Source organism: Hydrogenibacillus sp. N12 (genome assembly GCF_019645935.1).
GTDB lineage: Bacteria > Bacillota > Bacilli > Thermicanales > DSM-22653 > Hydrogenibacillus > Hydrogenibacillus schlegelii.
Window position 1 is genome coordinate 1569909 of the sequence record NZ_CP080953.1, and the last position, 17040, is coordinate 1586948.

Consider the following 17040-nt stretch of genomic DNA (forward strand, 5'->3'; position numbering starts at 1 on the left):
ATACTATCCCTGCCATGGAAGGCTCCAACCGCCTGCACCGCCTCAGCCAGGAAATCCACGAGCGAGCCGCGCGCCTGGGCGCCCTGCTGGACGCCTGGGCCATCGACCGCGCCGCGGGCCGGCCCATCCCGGCGCGGCTGCCGGAGGCCGTCCATGCCCTGCGCGCCCTCCTGGGTTTCGCCAACGACGTGCACGCCCGCCGCCTGGGCCTGCCGGGCGGGGTTCATGTAGCTGTGATGGTGATCGACGGGCTGGTGGACGACGAGCTCATCCACCATTTCGTCCTGGCCCCGCTGACCCGGGCACCGAAAAGGGCCCGCACCCCGGAGGCGGTGGAGCAGTGGCTACTGAATCGGGGTCTGCAGGGCACCCAGCTGCGCCCGGCCGGAAACTTGGGGGATCTGGCCCGAGAGCTGCATCGCGGCAGCGCGGTGGTCCTGGTGGACGGGCTGCCCCGGGCCCTGATCGTTGACCTCAGCGGCTTCGAACACCGCCTGCCGGAAGAACTGGCGTCCGAGGTCGTCACCCGTGGGCCGAGGGAGGGGTTCACCGAGGTCCTGCGCACCAACGTCGCCGCCGTTCGCCGGCGGCTGGCCGACCACCGCCTGCGGGTGGAGAGCTTTACGGCGGGCCGCCTGAGCCACAGCCGCGGTGCCCTCCTCTACGTGCTGGGCCGGGCCGATCCCCTGGTGGTGGAACGGGTGCGCCGGTGCCTTTCCTCGGTGGCGCTGGACGTCGTGGTAGACACCAGCCAGCTGGTGGCCTACCTGTCGAACCGCCCCTGGTCGCCGTTCCTCCAGTACCGGAGCACGGAACGCCCCGAGGTCTGCGCGGCGGCCCTGGCCGAGGGGCAGGTGGTGGTGATGCTGGACGGGACGCCCTTCGCCGTCATCGCCCCGTCCACGTTCTGGGACCTGCTGCACAGCCCGGACGACTACTACCTGCGCTGGCCCTTTGCTTCCGCCATACGCCTGCTGCGCCTGGCAGCGGCGCTCTTCAGCGTGGGCGGGCTCGCCCTCTACGTGGCGGTGGTGAACTACCACCACGAGCTGGTGCCCACCAACCTCCTGGTGACCATCGTCACCAGCCGGGCCGCCGTCCCGTACCCCACCCTGATGGAGGCCCTCATCCTCAACCTGGGGTTCGACCTCTTGCGGGAGGCCGGGGCGCGCATGCCGCGAGGCATCGGCGGTGCCCTGACGGTGGTGGGTGCCCTGGTGGTGGGCGACGCCATGGTCCGGGGCGGCTTGGCCAGCGCCCCGATGATCGTGCTGGTGGCCGTGTCGGCCGTGGCTACCCTGGCCCTGCCCACCTTCGCGGTGACCGTCCCCTTTCGACTGCTGTCCTATGGCCTGCTGGTGCTGGGCAGCACCCTTGGCCTGTTCGGCGTGGCGGTGGGCGCCACGGTCATCGCGGGCCACCTGGCATCCCTGGAGTCGGCCGGCAAGCCCTTCCTGGCCCCCCTGGCGCCCTGGCGTGGCAAGGCTCTGCTGGAGGACGCCATCACCCGCCTGCCCTGGAGCCTGCACCGCCTTCCGGTGCCGTTCCTGTCCCGGCAGGGCGCCCGCGACCAGGCCGACCGAGGCCAGGCGCCGCCCGGAGGTGCGAAAGCGTGAACCGGGCTACCGTCGAGCCCGCCCAGGTGGCCGTCAACGCCATTGTTGTGGTGACGACGGCGGCACTCCTTTATCAGCCCGGGCCTCTGGTCGCGGAGGCCGGCCACGATGCCTGGCTGGCGGTGCTGATGGCCACCGCGCTCAGCGCTGCCTTTACCTGGGGCGTCTGGGCCGCCTATTTCCGCTGGGAACGGGCACCGGGAGAACCTCCCGGCGGCGGGCGGCCATCTTGGACGGGACGCCTCTTGGCCCTGGCCTTCGCGGCCTACGCCGTCTACCTGGGAGTCCTGCTGATCGCACAGGTGGCCACGGTTTTCACCACGGTGCTGCCGGAGATGCCCATCGCCGCCTTCGCCGCCGGAACCGCCCTGACGGGATGGGTACTGAGCGCCTATGGCCGCGAGGCCCTCTACCGGACGGGGCAGTTCCTCTTCCCGCTCATGGTTCTGGCCAGCGTGGCCAACCTGGTCGTTTCCCTAGCCGGCAATGTAGACGCCCAGGAGCTCCTGCCCGTTCTGGAGGCCGGGCCCGGACCCGTGTTGCGAACGGTGCCACTGGTGTTCGCTTTCGGGAGCGAAGTGCTGGTGCTGGCCGCCACGGCCGGGTCCGTGCGGGCTCCCCGGCGACTGGCATCGTCCCTGCCCTTGGCCGTGACGCTGTCAGGGTTGCTCATGGCCGCCTACACGGCCGCGGCCGTGGGGGTGCTCGGCAGCCACGAAGTGGCCCGGAGTACCTTCCCCGTGCTGGCCCTGGCGCGCCAGGTGCGGGTCAGCCTGTTCCTCCTGCGCGTGGAGATCCTCACCCTGGTGGCGTGGCTCACCGGCACGTTCGTCAAGGAAGGGCTGCTCCTGGCAGCCGCGGGGGAATCGGTGACACGGGCGCTGGGACTCGGCACGCGCTGGCAACCGGCCATGGCGGGTGTGGCGGCAGCGGCCACCGCCCTGCTGGGCGTGGCGGGTTTCTCCAACTCTTTCGCCCTGCTCCACCACGTGGACCGGATCTTCCCCGTCGTCGCCGGTGCGGCCGCGGCCCTCTTCTTGCTGGCGGGCCTCCTCAGCACCCGCGGCCGCCCCCGGCACGGGCGCCACCCCGCGGCCGGCAACGGGGACCGCCTGAACGGGACGCGCCGCGCCGTGACCATCGGGGTCCCCCTGCTGGCGGTGGCGCTGCTGGCACCGGGCTGTTACGGGCGGGTGGAACCCGAGCAGGCGGCGGTGGTAACCGTGCTGGGCCTCGATCGCGGCCCCCAGGGAGGCGTGCGCCTCACCGTGGAGGTGGTAGGCGCCCCGGCCGGGGCACCCATGCAGGACTCGGGCGCCATCTCCCACCAGTTGCTGCGAGCCCAGGGGCCCTCGTTGCTGGAAGCCCAGCGGCGCCTGGAAATTCAGGCAGCCCGCGAGGTGCTGTGGAGCCACATCAACGTGGTGGTCGTGGGCCGGGAGCTGGCCGGCGACGGCCTGGGCCCGGTGTTGGACGCCCTCACCCGGCGCTACACCTTCCGGCGTAATGCGTTCCTCTTTGTGGCGAGGGATGAGGCCGGGGACCTGCTGGACAGCCTGGCCCCGGCCTTTTCAGCTCCTCGCTTCACGGCCTTTCAGCGGGCGATCCTCCGCCCTTCGGGCCGGAGGAGCCAGCCCACGGATCTCAACGCCTTCCTGCGCACCCTGGGTCACGCGGGCGAGGACCCGTACGTCCCGGTGGTGGAGACCGCACCACCCGACGCAGAGCCCATCTTGCGCCGGGTGGCCCTCTTCCGTCGCGACCGGGCGGTGGCCGTGCTGGACGAACCGGCCACGAGGGGTCTGTACTGGCTCACGGGACAGCAACAGGTGGAACGGCTGCTCTGGCCCTGCCCGGAGCGGAGGTCCCACCGCGGCCTGGGCGTCACGGCGGTGCGCAGCAAAGCCACCCGGCGGGCCGGGATGGGGAATCACGGCCCGTGGGCCGCGGCGGCTATTCAAGTGGAAGCCGACATCGAAGAATGGCAGTGCACCAGCCGCCTGTCGCCGACGACGCTGGCCGCGGCCGAGCGGCTCGCGGCGGCAGCGGTGGAAGGAGAAGTGCGGGCCGCGCTGGCCGAAACCCGTGCCCTGGGCGTCGACCCCGCGGGGTTCGGTGTCGCCTTGCGCCAGGCGGATCCGGCGGCGTGGGCGGCGATCCGCGACGGCTGGCACGAGCGGCTGCGGCGCCTCCCCGTGGACGTGCGGGTGGAAGTCCGGCTGCGGCGGACCGGCTTGACGCTGGACCCGCCGTGATGCCCGGCGGCCCTTCAACCGACGCAAAGATTTCCTGACTAGTCCTACGGGCGCAGGACGGCGAGGCCCTTGGCAAGAGGTGGCTCATTGCGGCCGGGAGACCGCGAGAATTGGAAAGCACTTCTTCTGTTGTTCCAACCGCTCGCTTACAATAAAGGGGTCAAGCTCATCGCCAGGAGGACAACGTCGTGCGGGACAAGTTGCGCAGCGTATCCCTGTATTACTACGCCACGATCTCCGCCGGTTTAATTATTCTTTTAACCATAACGGTAGTGAAGATCTTTGCCGCCTCCCATCCCTTGCGCTACCCGTTCCTGGCCTTGCTCTGCATCGGTTTCGGCCCCGGGTACCTGCGTTATCAGATCCGCGTCCGCAGGCAGACGGATCAAGCGAACACGGGCCCGCGGCGATACGCCCTTCTTCTCACCCTGATTGCGGCCTATATGGGCTTCCGTTACCTGGCCCGGAACCTCGCCCGGCACGAGATGGCCGGTGAGGACTATGGCGTGGCCATGGGCTTCTTCATCCTGGGCCTGTTCCTGGCCTACTACGGACTCTACACGCTGTACCTATGGAAGAACCGCCACACGATGACGGCAGAAACCGGACGATCCTCGGAGAGTTGAAGCACTCAGTTGGTGATTAGCGACTGCACAGCCTGCGCTCAGGTTCATCCCCGTTGTCATCTTTGATAATGAAAGTGGAAGCGATCGGCAGCCGTGGCGCACATGAGGGTGCGGGCCATGGCGCCGCAGGCGGAGCCGCTTTCAAGCTTGCCCGCAGCCAGCCGGGCGAGGCGGGGGTGAGGTCGATGTACCGCAAGGTGCTGGTGGCCGCCGACGGCAAGGAGGACGCGATCCGGCTCGCCGAGGTGGCACGGGAGCTTTGCGCCGGTCATCCCGGCAGCCGGGTCACCGTGCTGCACGTGTTGCCACCGCCGGTACCCCCCAATCTGCACAACCCCTTCGTCCCTGCGGTGGGGGTCGGCGATGACGTGTTGCTCCTGGGAGAGGCCAACGCGCGGAAGGAGCTGGAGGAAGCCCGGCAACTCCTGGCGGAGGCCGGAATCGAGGCCGATACCGATGTCGCCGTGGGGGCGCCGGGCGAGGAGATCTGCCGTTATGCCCAAAACGGCGGATACGAACTGATCATCATTGGACGCCGGGGCCTGGGCCGGCTGCAGGAGGTCCTGCTGGGCAGCGTCAGCGAGTACGTGTTGCGCCACATCCGGCTCCCGGTTCTGATCGTGCAGCAGCCGAAGGAGGCGCCGGCGCGGCAGGCGGCGGGGTAGGCGCGAAACCAGTTGATCGACGAGGCACGAAACGGGCGGGGCAGTATCGTGCCCCGCCCGTTTGCTGTGGTGCCGCGGGCTCGCACCAGACCGGCCTGCTTCACGCCGGCACCAGCACGGCCCGCCCGTTGACCTGCCCGTGCTCGAGCCGGTGGAGGACCTCGTTCACCTCCTCCAGGCCATACCGGCTCGTGTGCAACTTCACCTTGCCCTGGGCATGAAGCTGCATGAGCTCCCACAGCTCGCTGTAGTTGCCCACCAGGTTCCCCACGATGGTGAACTCGTTGTTGATCATGGCCAGGGACGGCACGGAGAGCTGACCGCCGTACCCCACGATGGAATAGGTACCGCCCTTCCGGAGCATCTCGACGCCCTGGCGGTGCGTCGCATCGTTGCCGACGAAGTCAATGACGATGTCGGCGCCCCGGTCACCGGTCAGCCGCCGGACCTCGGACACCGCCTTGTCACCGGCACGCACGGCGTGAGCCGCCCCGAGCTCAAGGGCCATGTTGAGGCGGCCGTCGTTCACGTCGACCGCGATGATCGTCGAATTGCCCAGCTCGCGCAGGAGCTGCACCGCAATGTGGCCCAGCCCGCCCACTCCGATGATCACGGCCGTGGTCCCCGGGCGCGCCAGGGGCGCCACCTTGCGCACCGCCCGGTACGCGGTGATGCCCGCATCGGCGTACGGGGCCACGTCGGCTGGGTCGACCCCCGCCGGCAGCTTGATCACTGCCCGCTCGTTGGTCTTCAGGTACTCCGCGAAGCCGCCGTCGGTCGTCAAGCCCGGGAAGACGAGATTCTCACAGTGCATGTCCTCCCCGCGACGGCAGGGCAAGCACGTGCCGCAGCTCATCACCGGGTGGACGATGACGGGGTCTCCCACTTGAACGCTGGTCACCGCGGGCCCGACGGAATGCACCCACCCGGCGTTCTCGTGCCCCAGGGTGTAAGGCAGGGGCACCCCCAGCGTTTCCGCCCAGACTCCCTGGATGAGATGCAGGTCGGTGTGACATACGCCGGCGCCGCCGATCTTGACGATGACGTCATGGGGACCCGTTATCTCCGGCTCGCGAACTTCATCCAGGCGAAGCGGCCGGTTGTACTCCACAAGGCGTGCGGCCTTCATGGAAGGTCCCTCCTTCCCCGATTCCTCGCGGTTACTCGCATGGCACGGGCTCTGCCCGGAGGGGTTGTTCCGGCGGCGGATCGCCGTACCGGGTCTCGAGCAGGCCGCGGCACAAGGACGTGTTGAACTCCATGGCCAGTCGCGTGCGGGATGCGTGTCGCAGGTAGGCATGGAAATATTCCCGTTGAATCGGAGCGCCCGCGGGATCCACAAGGGCCGGTGCATCCGGCGACCCCAGCAGGCCTCGCTCCCGGAGCGCCTCGAGGTAGGCCGCGACGACCTCGGCGCCTGCCGCGCCCTGCTCCTCGCCGCTCCCCTGGCGGTAACCCTCTGCCCCGGTTCCGGAGGAACCGGGATCCCTCAGTCGCTCTAGGTCGGCCACGCGCAGGCCGAGGATGGCCGGTTCGTCCCAGCCCTGCTGCAAGAGCCAGCGGATGAACCGCTCCTGCCGCCGGAGGAACGCCTTGACCCGGAAGGTCTCCCGGAGCTCCTCGAGGTCGCCGGAGGCCAGCTCGGGGAAGGCCTCCTGAAAGGAGAGACCGTGGTTCACGGCGTGGTTGATCTCATCGGCGAAGAAATGGTCCCGCAGGCGAACCTCCATCCGCTTCACCCAGGGCAGTGCCGACACCCGCTGGCGGATGTCGCTCGCCATCATGTAGGCGAAGTTGGCGGCGCACCAGAAGGTCGGGAGCCGGAAGTCCACGGTCACGGTACCGTCGTGCACCCGGACGCCGGCAATGAAACCTAGTTCTGTCAGGGGCCGGTCCAGTTCCGGGTCGTAGACCCGGGCCAGTTGCCGGTACACCTCCCCTTCCCTGCCCGCAGGAGTCGTGCTCCCGGCCGACGTGGACGCGGCGTGCCGCTCCTCTGCGTGCATCGGCCCACCTCCTATGGGGGCGCGACAGCAGCCCCGCCCGGGGTTCAGCGCCCGGCACCGATGGGGTCGTGGGCCAGCTTCTGCTTCTGGGCTTCGATGTCGATGCCGTAGAGGCGGGCCGCATTCTCGCCGAGGATCTTCCTCTTGACGTCCAGGGTCAGCTCGAAGCCGAATTCCTCCTTGATGTCCTCCGGGAAGTCGAAGGCCATGAACTTCTCCACCAGCCAGCGAGGCTGCCAGATGGCGTAGTCACTGGCGAAGAGCAACCTGTCCTCGCCCACCCACCAGAGGAGGTTGGCCAGTACCTCGGCGAAGTAGCGGGGCCGGCTGTGGATGAAGGGCATGACCACGGCGAGGCCGCCGTAGACGTTGGGCTCCTGGGTGGCGATCCAACAGAAGTCGTCGATGCGGGGAATCCCGCAGTGCTCGACGATGAAGTTCAGGTTGGGGAACGCCGATGCGGCTTCGTCCACGTCGGCGACGTCGAAGGCATCCCGGTTCAACGGCCAGATGGTAGGCCCCTTGTGGACGTGGATATTTTTGATCCCCAGTTCCTCACACTTCTCCAGGTAGCGGTACGCCCACGGATCCGTGAGCTTCCAGCCCTTCGAGTTCCCCCGCCATTCCGCGGTGTAGAGCTTGACGCCACGAATGCCGTAATGCTCCACCAGGGCCTCCAGGTACTCCAGCCCGGCCTCGCCATCCCGCGGGTCGAAGGCCCCGTTCAGGATGAAGCGGTCGGGGTACATGTCTTTGAGGACGGCGTTCTGCTCGGTGGTGTTGAAGCCCTGACGGAAGAACTCCTTGAGGTAGGTCGGCTGGAAGATGGCCATGTCCACGTACCCGTCGACGAAGAGGTCGCGGGTCATCTTCTCAGGGCCGTACCTGGCGAAGACGCTCCGGTCCCACAGGTATTCCTCGGGGCTCAGGTTCCGGTGGTAGTCATAGAAGCAGTTGATGAACCCCTCCCCGTACTTGTTGCGAATGTTCTCCGGGCTGGCATCCCACAAATGCACGTGGCCGTCGATGACGAAGATCTCCTCGCCCGTGCTGGTCCGGTACATCGCGGTACACTCCCATCCCCCAGATCCGCCCGCGTCCCGTCTTCATCACCGCCGATTTCCACACCCGGCAATACTCGGCAGTCCCCGCATCCCTCCCCTCTCCGGCGAAAAACGCAGTATGATCCCACACATTTGAATCCTATCATGACACAAATAGACAATATGGTACGATTTCATGTCGAATGATGCGGAGTTCATTTGGTTTCTCGTCACGTGCCAACGGATGGGACGGCGGGTCATGTCTCCCCCCGATTGTATGGCCTTATCCGGCCGGTCATGACGGGCAGCAGGAGAACGACACGGTTCCCAGAAGGTAATTCATGGAATGGCGCAACCGCGCGGCTGGGGGCCGGGCTATTACGGCCCCGACCTGTTCCCGGAGCTGACCGACCGTGAATGGGAGGAACCGGCCGGCGCCCCATGACTCACTCCTCAAGGGTCCTAGCATCTCTCGAGCGAGGGGTTTTTGTGCCTGGTGGGCCCTCTTCCGCGTGCAGGTCCTGGCCACCCTTCCTCTCGGCCCCCGGGCCTTGGCCCACAGGGCTAAGGCCCGGGTGGACGAAGAAGAGTGGGTCCTGTTCGTCCTATCGACTCTTGGTTACATCCCGGTGCTGGCGATCATCGGATGGACGGCACAGTCGGTCTACCGGGAGCTCCGCCCGGCCGGGCAGGGCGACGCCTTGCTGGCCCTCTCCTTCGTGGTCGCCACCGCGGTGGGCATCGCGATGGGAGTGGATGCCCTGCAGGGGGCGGTGTACTCCGGCCGGGACGCGCGCCTGCTGGCCAGCCTGCCGGTGCCCGCCCGCGGCGTCGTGGGAGCCAAGCTGGCCGCCGCGGTGGTCCATCAGTGGCTGGTGTTGCTGCTGTTCAGCCCGCCCCTACTGATCTATGGCCTGAATGAATACGGCTTGAACGAACCCGCCGGCTGGCTCTTCGCGTTCAAGGCCCTGCTGGCCTACCTGCTCCTGCCCTTGCCCGGCCTCGCCGTGGCCGCGGTGCTGGCATGGGTGCTCATCCGCGTCCTCGGCCCCGGCAGCCGGCGGGAGGTGCCCGTGGCCATCGCCGGGATGGCGGCAACGGCCGTACTCGTGGCCGGCATGAAGGCCGCGCTGGGCGATCCCGCACCCCGCTTGCCCGGTACGATGACCCCCGTCGCCCTGGCGGCCGTCTCCCTGGCGGAATGGGTCACCGAATACGTACCCCCGCTGGCGTGGGTCACCCGTGCCCTCCTTCCCGGTGCCCCGGCCGACGGCGCCTGGGAGCTGGCGCGATTCGCCGTGGCGGCTCTGGCCGGGTGGATCCTGGCGGTGGAGCTGGCCGGACGACTCTACCGAGAGGGGCTCACAGCCGCCCGCGGAGGGGTCCGCGACCTCCGCGCCCTGCGGTCCCGCCGGACCCGGGATAGGACCCTCCTCCCCGCCCGCTCGCCCTTCCGGGCGCTGGCCTGGCGGGAGGCCGCCCTGCTCTGCCGGACGCCCGCCTTCTTCCTCCGGGGCCTGACGCTGGCCATCGTAGTGCCCGTACCGCTGTTGGGCCCCGGCCGTTCCATCTCGGTGTTCGAACTCTACCGAGAGCCCGTTGCCCCTGCCTTCTTCAGCCGGGACCTGGGTTGGAGCGTCCTCTTGGCCATCACCCTGTGCGTGCTGGCGACCCACGGCTTCACGGGGCCCGGGACCATCGGCCGCGAGGGCCGCGCCTTCTGGCTGTCCCGCTCGATCCCCGCCAGCCCCCGGCAGCAGGTGCTGGCCAAGCTGGCCGTCCAGGCAGGAGCGGCCCTGGTGGTAGGCGTCCCAGTGGGCGTCCTGGCCGGGCACCAGGCGGGGTGGAACGCCGCGGCGTGGGCAGCTTGGCTGCTGGGCACCGGCCTGGCTGTTACGGCCGCCGGGGCCACCGGCCTGGTCCTGGAGCTGGAGAACCCGCGCCTGGACTGGACGAACCCCCACGAGGCATACGGCAGTGGCGCCCGCCTTCTACTGGCCCTGCTGGCATCGCTGGGCGGCCTGGGCGGCATGTGGCTGGTGGCCTGGCTGGCCGGCGAGTTCGGCCCCGCCGCCCTGGTGGGCGGAGCTCTGGCCTATCTTCTCCTCTCCGCCGGTCTCGGCGTGACCGCCGTCGGGGCCCTGGCCGAGGCCGGTTATGCCCGCATCACGCCGCCGGCGACTCGATGACCCGCGCCGGCCCGAGGCCCCGGCCCGTCCGCTACTCCCGCCGCTCGTCCCGCCAGATCCGGCCGTCGCGGATGTGCAGGATGCGGCGGGCACGCTCCCCCACGGCCCGGTCGTGGGTAACCAGCAGGATGGTGGCCCCCTCGCGGTGGAGGGCCTCGAAGAGGGCCAGGATCTCCGCCCCTGAAGCGCTGTCCAGGTTGCCGGTAGGCTCGTCGGCCAGCAGGACCGCGGGGCGGTTGGCCAGGGCCCGGGCGATGGCCACCCGCTGCTGCTCCCCGCCGGAGAGCTGGTTGGGGAAGTGTTCCTCCCGCCCTTCCAGCCCGACGCGCCGGAGGAGTTCCCACGCCCGCCGCCGGCGCTCCTGGCGGCCGACCCCGGCGTAGGCCATGGGCAGGGCCACGTTCTCCCAGGCCCGGTAACGGGGCAGCAGGAAGAACCGCTGGAAGACGAAGCCGAACTGCCGGTTGCGCAGCCGGGCCATCTCCCCGTCGCCCAGGCCGGCGACCTCCCGGCCCATGAAACGGTACGAGCCGGCGGTGGGGCGGTCCAGGCAGCCGATGATGTGCATGAGCGTCGACTTCCCGGAGCCCGACGGGCCCATCACCGCGGTGAACTCCCCTTCTTCCACGGTGAGGTCCACCCCATCCAGGGCCCGCACCAGCCCCTGTCCCATCCGGTAGACCTTTTCCACGCCCTTCAGCTCGATCAGCGCCATCCCGGGTTTCCCGCCTCATTGCCCCGCCACGCGCACGGCCTCCCCCGGCCGGAGGTTGGCGGGAGGATGGACGATCACCCAATCCTCTTCTTCCAGCCCGTCCCGGACCTCCGCCCACTGGGCGTCGCTCACCCCCAGCTCGACGCGGCGGCGCAGGGCGCGGCCGTTCTCGATCACCCAGACTTCGGAGGCCTCGTTCCCGACCAGGGCGGCCACCGGCACGGCCAGCACTTGCTGGGCGCGAACCACGATCTCGAGATTGACGGTGTAGCCGGGCTTGAGGGGCGTCCCCCGGGGCAGCGCCACCGTGACGGGCACGCCGGTCTCCGGCTGGCCGGCCGAGCCGCTGCGGGTGACCACCAGATCCCCCACCTGTTCCACTTTCCCCTCCCATGTGCGATCGGGGAAGGCATCGCTGCGGATCCGCACCTTCTGCCCGGGCCGCAGCCGCACCCCGTCGAGCTCCGAGAGGACCAGTTCCACCACCAGGTCGTCCAGGGCGCCCACCGTCACCAGCGGCCCGCTCATCGCCGCCTGAAGATCCCCTGCCGCCTCGTCCGGGGCCGTAACCTGTAGCACGACGCCGTTCAGATTGCTCCGGACTTCGGCGCGGGCCAGGGCGGCCCTCGCCTGCTCCAGTTGCAATTGGGCCTGTTCCACGCCCAGGTCCGCCAGTTGTAGCTGTAGTTCCGCCTCATCCTCCGGCACGACGCCGGTACAGGCGCCGAGCCGGTCACCGCGGCCGGGCGCTTCCCTGGCCCCGTCACGGTGGGCGCACTCCCGCGCCCGCTGCAACTGACGCTGGGCCCGCTGACGCTCCAGCCGGGCCCGTTCCAGGGCCAGTTCGGCCTGGCGAACCTGTGTCTCCAGCTCATCACTGGCGTACCGGACCAGCACGTCGCCCTTCTTTACCGTCTGCCCCTGCTGTACGGGGATCGACTCCACCGCCATGCCCGGTTGCGGCATGACCTGCTGCTGCCGGCGGGGGCTGACGCGACCGCTGGCGTACACCACGTCCTCCATCAGCCGCCGCTCGGGTTGCGCCGCCTGCACGGGCCGGCCGGCGGGCTGCCGCGAGTTGGTAACCGCCACATAGATCAGGCCGGTGGCCGCAGCCACCAGCACCACGTATGCGAGCAACAGCCGCCTATTCATAGCGCAGCGCCTCCATGGGATCGAGCCGGGCAGCCCGCCTCGCCGGGTAGATGCCGCACACCACGCCCACGAAGAGCGAGAACAGCACGGCCACCACGACGGTCAGGACCGACACCCGGGGCGGCCATCCGGCCAGGGCGGCGATCCCCCAGGCCAGCCCCGTCCCGATGCCGATCCCCAGCACCCCGCCCGTCCCGGTGATCAGCATCGCTTCGATCAGGAACTGCAGCAGGATGTTGCCGCGCGTGGCACCCAGCGCCATCCGCAGGCCGATCTCCCGCGTCCGCTCGGTGACGGAAACCAGCATGATGTTCATCACGCCGACGCCCCCCACAACGAGGGCGATGCCGGCGATGGATCCGATCACCAGGGTGAGGATGCCGGTCACCTGGCCGATGGCGCCGGCTAGCTGGGAGAGGTCGAAGGTGCGGAAGGCGCCGCGCTTGCCCGTCATCCGTTCCAGGTGGCCGATCACGCGGCGGGCCACGGCGTCCCTGTCCTGGCCGGCTTCCGGAACCACGGAAAAGTAGGAAAAGGCGAGGGGCTGGCCCGTCAGGCTCCGCCAGGTGGAAAGAGGAACGTAACCTGTCCCCGGGAGTCCGTCGCCCGCCGCCGGGCCTAGGTTGACGAGGCCCGGCGGCACCCGCGATCGGGTCACACCGACGATCCGAAAGGGAACCCCCTCCAGGCGCACCACCTGTCCCACCACCGCCGCCGGCGCCTCGCCCGGGAACAGGTTTTCCACGGCGATTTCGTCCAGCACGATGAGGCGCCGGGCGGCCCGATCATCGGCCTCGGACCAGAACCGCCCGGCTTGGAATTCCAGGGGATCCGTCAGCGGGAAGGCGAAGGTGGTCCCCGTCACCGACAGGTCCGCCTCTTCGCTCCCGTACCGGGCCGTCACCGTCGTGAGGGCGGCCGTGACCACCGCCCGCACGCCGGGCAAGCGGCGCACCTGCTCCAGTTGGTGCTCGCGGAAGAGCCCCTCGGGATTGCTGAACTCGCCGAAGTCCGCCGGCACGATCTGCACGGCCTGGGCATCGGCGGCCTCCAGGGTCGCGGCGATCCGATGGCGCGCCCCCTCGCCGATGGCCACGACGGCGATCACCGCCGCAACGCCGATGACCACCCCAAGCATCGTCAGGAAGGTGCGGAACTTGTGGGCCCAGACACCTTGCCAGGCCGCGCGGAACGCCTCGCCGAAGCTCAACGGTGCGCCTCCCCATGGCTACCAAGGGATGCCTCGATGGGCTGCCTGGATGGCTCGCCTCGATGGCGCGTGTCTAACGGGGGATCCCGCCGCCCAACCCCGGGGCGCCCCCGGTCGCTGCCGGCCAGCTCCCGGGCCCGGGCACGAGGCTCCCAAGGGCCGAACCGGCGACGACCAGCAGCAGCCAGGCAGCGAGGGCCACGCCAATCCCCCACCGGGAGGTGCGGCGGGTGGCTGCGGCAAGGCCGATCCCCAGGAGGACCGTGCTCCAGAGGCCGAACAACTCGACGCGCCGAGCCAGCCCCGCCAGGAACCCCCCGGTCGCCTCGGGGAACAGAACTTTGAGGCTGGTCGGGAGAGCGCCGCCCATCGCCATCACGTCATAGGCGCCCGCGACCACCAGCCCCGTCAAGACCAGCGTGCCAAAGACGTGCGGGAGGTAGGCGTATGTCGCCAGGGAGAACACTTGGGCGAACGGGAGCCGCTGGCGGAGGAGCATCGCGAGCACCCACACGACCAGGGCGGTCACGAACACGTAGAAGAACGGGCTGAGGAAGCCTACCACCGTTCCGGTCACCAGTGACAACAATCGGACGAACTGTGCCACGTTACCGGCCTCTGCCGCCGGCAGCCCGGCCTGCTGGGAGATGTCCGCCGCCTGCGGGGCGAGCGCGTTGGCCATCACAGAGGCCACGAGCGCAGCCGTGACAGCGCCGATCAAACTGAAGAGGAGTAGAGGGACGAACCACGGCTGCCTGGCGGGAAACGACGCGAAGGTCGCGCCGGGGCTCGCCAACATCCCGCCAAGAGCCCGCAGGGCGGGCACGGGGCGCCGCTCGTCTCGCTGTTCCACGGGATCCTCGCCCCCATCCCCAATGGCCTTGCCAGTTCTATTCCAGAGGAGGCGAAACTTTCCTCCCTATGGGCCACGGGATTTGTTTCGGTTGCTTCCCGGCCCTTGTGGGTCTCTCCTGTCGCGCCACCCGGGAGGGATGAACCGGCAGCCTAAAACGCAGGCGGGGCAAGCCGGGAAACGCGGGCGAACACGGCGAAAGCGGCGGGTAGCCGCGTCGTACGGTGGCCGGATAAACCGGTCGAAAGTGGGGGGTTCCGATGGCCAACACTCTCTACCTCAAGCGGGTCGTGGAAGATGTCGTGCGGCAGCACCTCGCCCAGCAATTCGGCGTGCCTTTCGAGTCCCGGGAACTCACGCTCGTCACCGGTGGCACCCACGAATTCGACGCGGTCTCGGAGGACGGGAGAGTAGTAGCGTCGATCAAGTCGACCTCCGGTAAGACATCGGGAGGCAAGCTCCCATCCGGGGAAATCCGAGCGGCCCAAGCGGAACCTATACTATCTTACTCTGGTCGACGCTCCGGTCCGTTCGCTGGTTCTGACCAACGAGGAGTTTTACGCCATCATGGAAAAACGGCTGCGCGGCAGGCTGGCGCCGGGTATCTCTCTAGAGTTGGTCCCCCTCCCCACGGACGTGCGGAAGCGCGTCGCCGAAACCCAGGCGCTCGCCAGTCAGGAAGTGCAACCTGCTCACCGGCGCGTGACACGTTCTTGACGGGACTCCGGCATGCTGGAGTCCGGGCTGAGAGCTCACAGCATGCGACGGATCTACGGTGCCCCCCGGGGTGCCGCCGCTCCACCTGGATGTGAACCACCTGCACATCCGGTACCGTCTTGATCTGCTCCGAGCCAGTTACTTCGATGTAAGCCTACATACGGTCGTAATCATTGCAGGCCACCACAACGATGCCCCTCACACGGTGGTGGCCTGCTGATCCCCAGTCGAACGAACCGCAGGTATCCCACGAATTACTCTTTGTTCCCCGTCATGCAGACACACCGGTAGCGCTCATATCCCTCCGCCGCCGAGTGCTGATAGCGCCCAAGCCGAGTAGGAAGGCGAAGGCAACGACTACCACCGCGGCGAGGACCATAGGCGATTGCCCGAACACCTTGCCGGCAGCGCCAATGAGGATGCCCACCCACTGGAAGTCGGAGTCACCAAACGTCGTGTTGGCAAAGCCCAGAGCACCCAAGGTCGGTAGCAATAAGGCCGCCCCAACTGTTATTAAGATGCCGTTGACGAAAGCACCCACCACGCATCCCCGGCGCCCGCCGGTGGCGTTGCCGAACACTCCCGCCGTACCACCAACGAAAAAGTGCGGCACGAGCCCAGGAACGATGACGGGTAGCCCTGCCGCCGCCAAGGCCAACATGCTCATCAAGCCACCGACGAAACTCGAGATGAAGCCGACCAGGACCGCTGTCGGAGCATGGGGGAAGGTGACCGGGCAGTCCAGAGCTGGGCGGGCCTCCGGCACGATCCTTGCTGCGATCCCCTGGAAGGCAGGAACGATCTCGGAAATGATGAGGCGCACTCCCTGCAGGATGATGGCGACACCAGCTGTAAAGCCAAGGGACTGGGTTAACGCAAAGGCCCAGACGTTCTGGTCGCCCGCCAGCTCGACCGCTTTGTCACCCGCAGCCACCACCGACACCGCGAACACGACCAGCATCACGACCGCGGTTGCCACCAGCGAATCCCGGAAGAACGACAGCGTGGACGGAAGACGGTACTGCTCGATCGAGTCCTCAGCCTTGCCAACCTTCGAGCCGATGAAGCCTGCCAGCCAGTAACCCAATGTTCCGAAGTGCCCCAAGGCGATAGGCTGGCCCCCGGTCACCCGCTGCATGTAGGTGTCGGCCATGGCAGGCATCAGAACCATGAGGACACCGAGGACGAACGAGCCCACCAACACGAGCACAGCCCCACTCAAACCGGCGGTGCCGAGTACGGCAGACAGCAGAGCGGCCATAAAGAAGGTGTGATGACCGGTCAGGAACACATACTTGAGAGGTGTCAGGCGGGCAATGAGCAGGTTCGCCACGAGGCCAAAGACCATGATTAGAGCAGTTTCCCGGCCCAGCGTGTTTTGGGCGATGGCAACGATGGCTTCGTTGTTCGGCACCACACCACGGACCCCGAACCCCGCCTCCAGCAGCGGTGAGAGCTTGTCGAGACTGCCCACCAGCGTGTTTGCACCCGCACCCAGGATGACGAAGCCCAGGATGGTCTTGACCGTACCGGTGATCACGTCACCCACCGGCTTACGCTGGACGATCAAACCCAGGAGTGCCACCAGCCCCACCAGGATGGCCGGTTGACTCAGCACATCCTTGACGAACTGGCCGACAATCGCCATGGATCAGCCCTCCTGCCCTAAGGCTGCCTGAATCTTGGAGCGAATTTCCTCACGATCAAGGTAGTTCTGGACCGTGATAATCGGTACATCGTCGCGGCGTAACACCTCCGCCAGCTGACCAGACGTCACAATGAGATCAGCGGGCATGGACTTGGCGGATGTGACATCTGACACTTCCACCGAGGCCTGGATACCGAGTTCCTTGAGGACGGATTCCACGTTGATCCGTAAGATCAAGCTGCTGCCTAGGCCCATACCGCATACAGCTAGAACGCGCACAGCCAGACCTCCTTTCTCATGAATTAGTCCACTGAAACGATCGATTTGGAGTAACCTAGGAGC

Annotated in this window: 14 protein-coding genes; 5 read left to right on the forward strand and 9 right to left on the reverse strand. The window is 68.1% G+C overall.

The annotated features are described in order from the left end of the window. Nucleotides 1–14: 14 nt before the first annotated feature. The 4 genes from K2M58_RS07380 to K2M58_RS07395 all read left to right on the forward strand — a co-directional run bounded on the left by K2M58_RS07380 (nt 15) and on the right by K2M58_RS07395 (nt 5162). Nucleotides 15–1616, forward strand: a complete 1602-nt coding sequence (locus K2M58_RS07380) for a spore germination protein (protein ID WP_220677029.1) — start codon at nt 15–17, stop codon at nt 1614–1616. After that, complete coding sequence (locus K2M58_RS07385; RefSeq protein WP_220677030.1) at nt 1613–3871, forward strand: Ger(x)C family spore germination protein; 2259 nt, start codon at nt 1613–1615, stop codon at nt 3869–3871. The genes K2M58_RS07380 and K2M58_RS07385 overlap by 4 nt, the downstream gene beginning before the upstream one ends. A 188-nt stretch (nt 3872–4059) precedes the next feature. Then, nucleotides 4060–4497 (forward strand): hypothetical protein, encoded by a 438-nt coding sequence (locus K2M58_RS07390; protein ID WP_220677031.1) that lies wholly within the window; start codon nt 4060–4062, stop codon nt 4495–4497. Nucleotides 4498–4682: 185 nt separating this feature from the next. Continuing rightward, nucleotides 4683–5162, forward strand: a complete 480-nt coding sequence (locus K2M58_RS07395; protein WP_220677032.1) for a universal stress protein — start codon at nt 4683–4685, stop codon at nt 5160–5162. 100 nt (nt 5163–5262) lie between these two features. On the opposite strand, the gene K2M58_RS07400 is transcribed toward K2M58_RS07395, so the two are convergent. From K2M58_RS07400 to K2M58_RS07410, 3 genes are read right to left on the reverse strand one after another with little or no spacing between them, the layout of a single operon-like run. Further along, complete coding sequence (locus K2M58_RS07400; protein ID WP_220677033.1) at nt 5263–6291, reverse strand: NAD(P)-dependent alcohol dehydrogenase; 1029 nt, start codon at nt 6289–6291, stop codon at nt 5263–5265. 31 nt (nt 6292–6322) lie between these two features. Beyond that, nucleotides 6323–7168 (reverse strand): metal-sulfur cluster assembly factor, encoded by an 846-nt coding sequence (locus K2M58_RS07405; RefSeq protein ID WP_220677034.1) that lies wholly within the window; start codon nt 7166–7168, stop codon nt 6323–6325. A gap of 44 nt (nt 7169–7212) precedes the next feature. Further along, nucleotides 7213–8232 carry an amidohydrolase family protein gene (locus tag K2M58_RS07410; RefSeq protein ID WP_220677035.1) on the reverse strand — a complete coding sequence of 340 codons (1020 nt, stop codon included), beginning with the start codon at nt 8230–8232 and terminating at the stop codon, nt 7213–7215. A 554-nt stretch (nt 8233–8786) separates the two neighbouring features. Between K2M58_RS07410 and K2M58_RS07415 the strand changes: the two genes are divergently transcribed. Continuing rightward, the gene (locus K2M58_RS07415) at nt 8787–10400 is read left to right on the forward strand and encodes a putative ABC transporter permease subunit (protein ID WP_220677036.1); all 1614 of its coding nucleotides are present in this window, start codon (nt 8787–8789) and stop codon (nt 10398–10400) included. Between the two features lie 31 nt (nt 10401–10431). Here K2M58_RS07415 and K2M58_RS07420 read toward each other — a convergent pair whose 3' ends face one another. From K2M58_RS07420 to K2M58_RS07445, 6 genes are all read right to left on the reverse strand, one after another. Next, a complete protein-coding gene (locus tag K2M58_RS07420; protein WP_220678848.1) occupies nt 10432–11109 on the reverse strand; it encodes an ABC transporter ATP-binding protein in 678 nt (225 codons plus the stop codon). A 21-nt stretch (nt 11110–11130) separates the two neighbouring features. Continuing rightward, on the reverse strand, nt 11131–12255 hold the full coding sequence (locus K2M58_RS07425) for an efflux RND transporter periplasmic adaptor subunit (RefSeq protein WP_220677037.1): 1125 nt from the start codon (nt 12253–12255) through the stop codon (nt 11131–11133). Nucleotides 12256–12262: 7 nt separating this feature from the next. Next, on the reverse strand, nt 12263–13480 hold the full coding sequence (locus K2M58_RS07430; protein ID WP_220677038.1) for an ABC transporter permease: 1218 nt from the start codon (nt 13478–13480) through the stop codon (nt 12263–12265). A gap of 73 nt (nt 13481–13553) precedes the next feature. Continuing rightward, nucleotides 13554–14333 carry a YIP1 family protein gene (locus K2M58_RS07435; protein WP_220677039.1) on the reverse strand — a complete coding sequence of 260 codons (780 nt, stop codon included), beginning with the start codon at nt 14331–14333 and terminating at the stop codon, nt 13554–13556. Between the two features lie 988 nt (nt 14334–15321). Next, nucleotides 15322–16698 (reverse strand): PTS ascorbate transporter subunit IIC, encoded by a 1377-nt coding sequence (locus K2M58_RS07440; protein ID WP_220677040.1) that lies wholly within the window; start codon nt 16696–16698, stop codon nt 15322–15324. 3 nt (nt 16699–16701) lie between these two features. Further along, nucleotides 16702–16977: a PTS sugar transporter subunit IIB gene (locus tag K2M58_RS07445; RefSeq protein ID WP_220677041.1), complete on the reverse strand. Its 276-nt coding sequence runs from the start codon at nt 16975–16977 to the stop codon at nt 16702–16704. Nucleotides 16978–17040: the final 63 nt, after the last annotated feature.

What these genes read in the sequence shown, in the direction of transcription:
- K2M58_RS07395 (WP_220677032.1), top strand. Translation starts at nt 4,683, where the DNA reads ATGTACCGCAAGGTGCTGGTGGCCGCCGACGGCAAGGAGGACGCGATC.
- K2M58_RS07410 (WP_220677035.1), bottom strand. Translation starts at nt 8,232, where the DNA reads ATGTACCGGACCAGCACGGGCGAGGAGATCTTCGTCATCGACGGCCAC.
- K2M58_RS07380 (WP_220677029.1), top strand. Translation starts at nt 15, where the DNA reads ATGGAAGGCTCCAACCGCCTGCACCGCCTCAGCCAGGAAATCCACGAG.
- K2M58_RS07440 (WP_220677040.1), bottom strand. Translation starts at nt 16,698, where the DNA reads ATGGCGATTGTCGGCCAGTTCGTCAAGGATGTGCTGAGTCAACCGGCC.
- K2M58_RS07405 (WP_220677034.1), bottom strand. Translation starts at nt 7,168, where the DNA reads ATGCACGCAGAGGAGCGGCACGCCGCGTCCACGTCGGCCGGGAGCACG.
- K2M58_RS07400 (WP_220677033.1), bottom strand. Translation starts at nt 6,291, where the DNA reads ATGAAGGCCGCACGCCTTGTGGAGTACAACCGGCCGCTTCGCCTGGAT.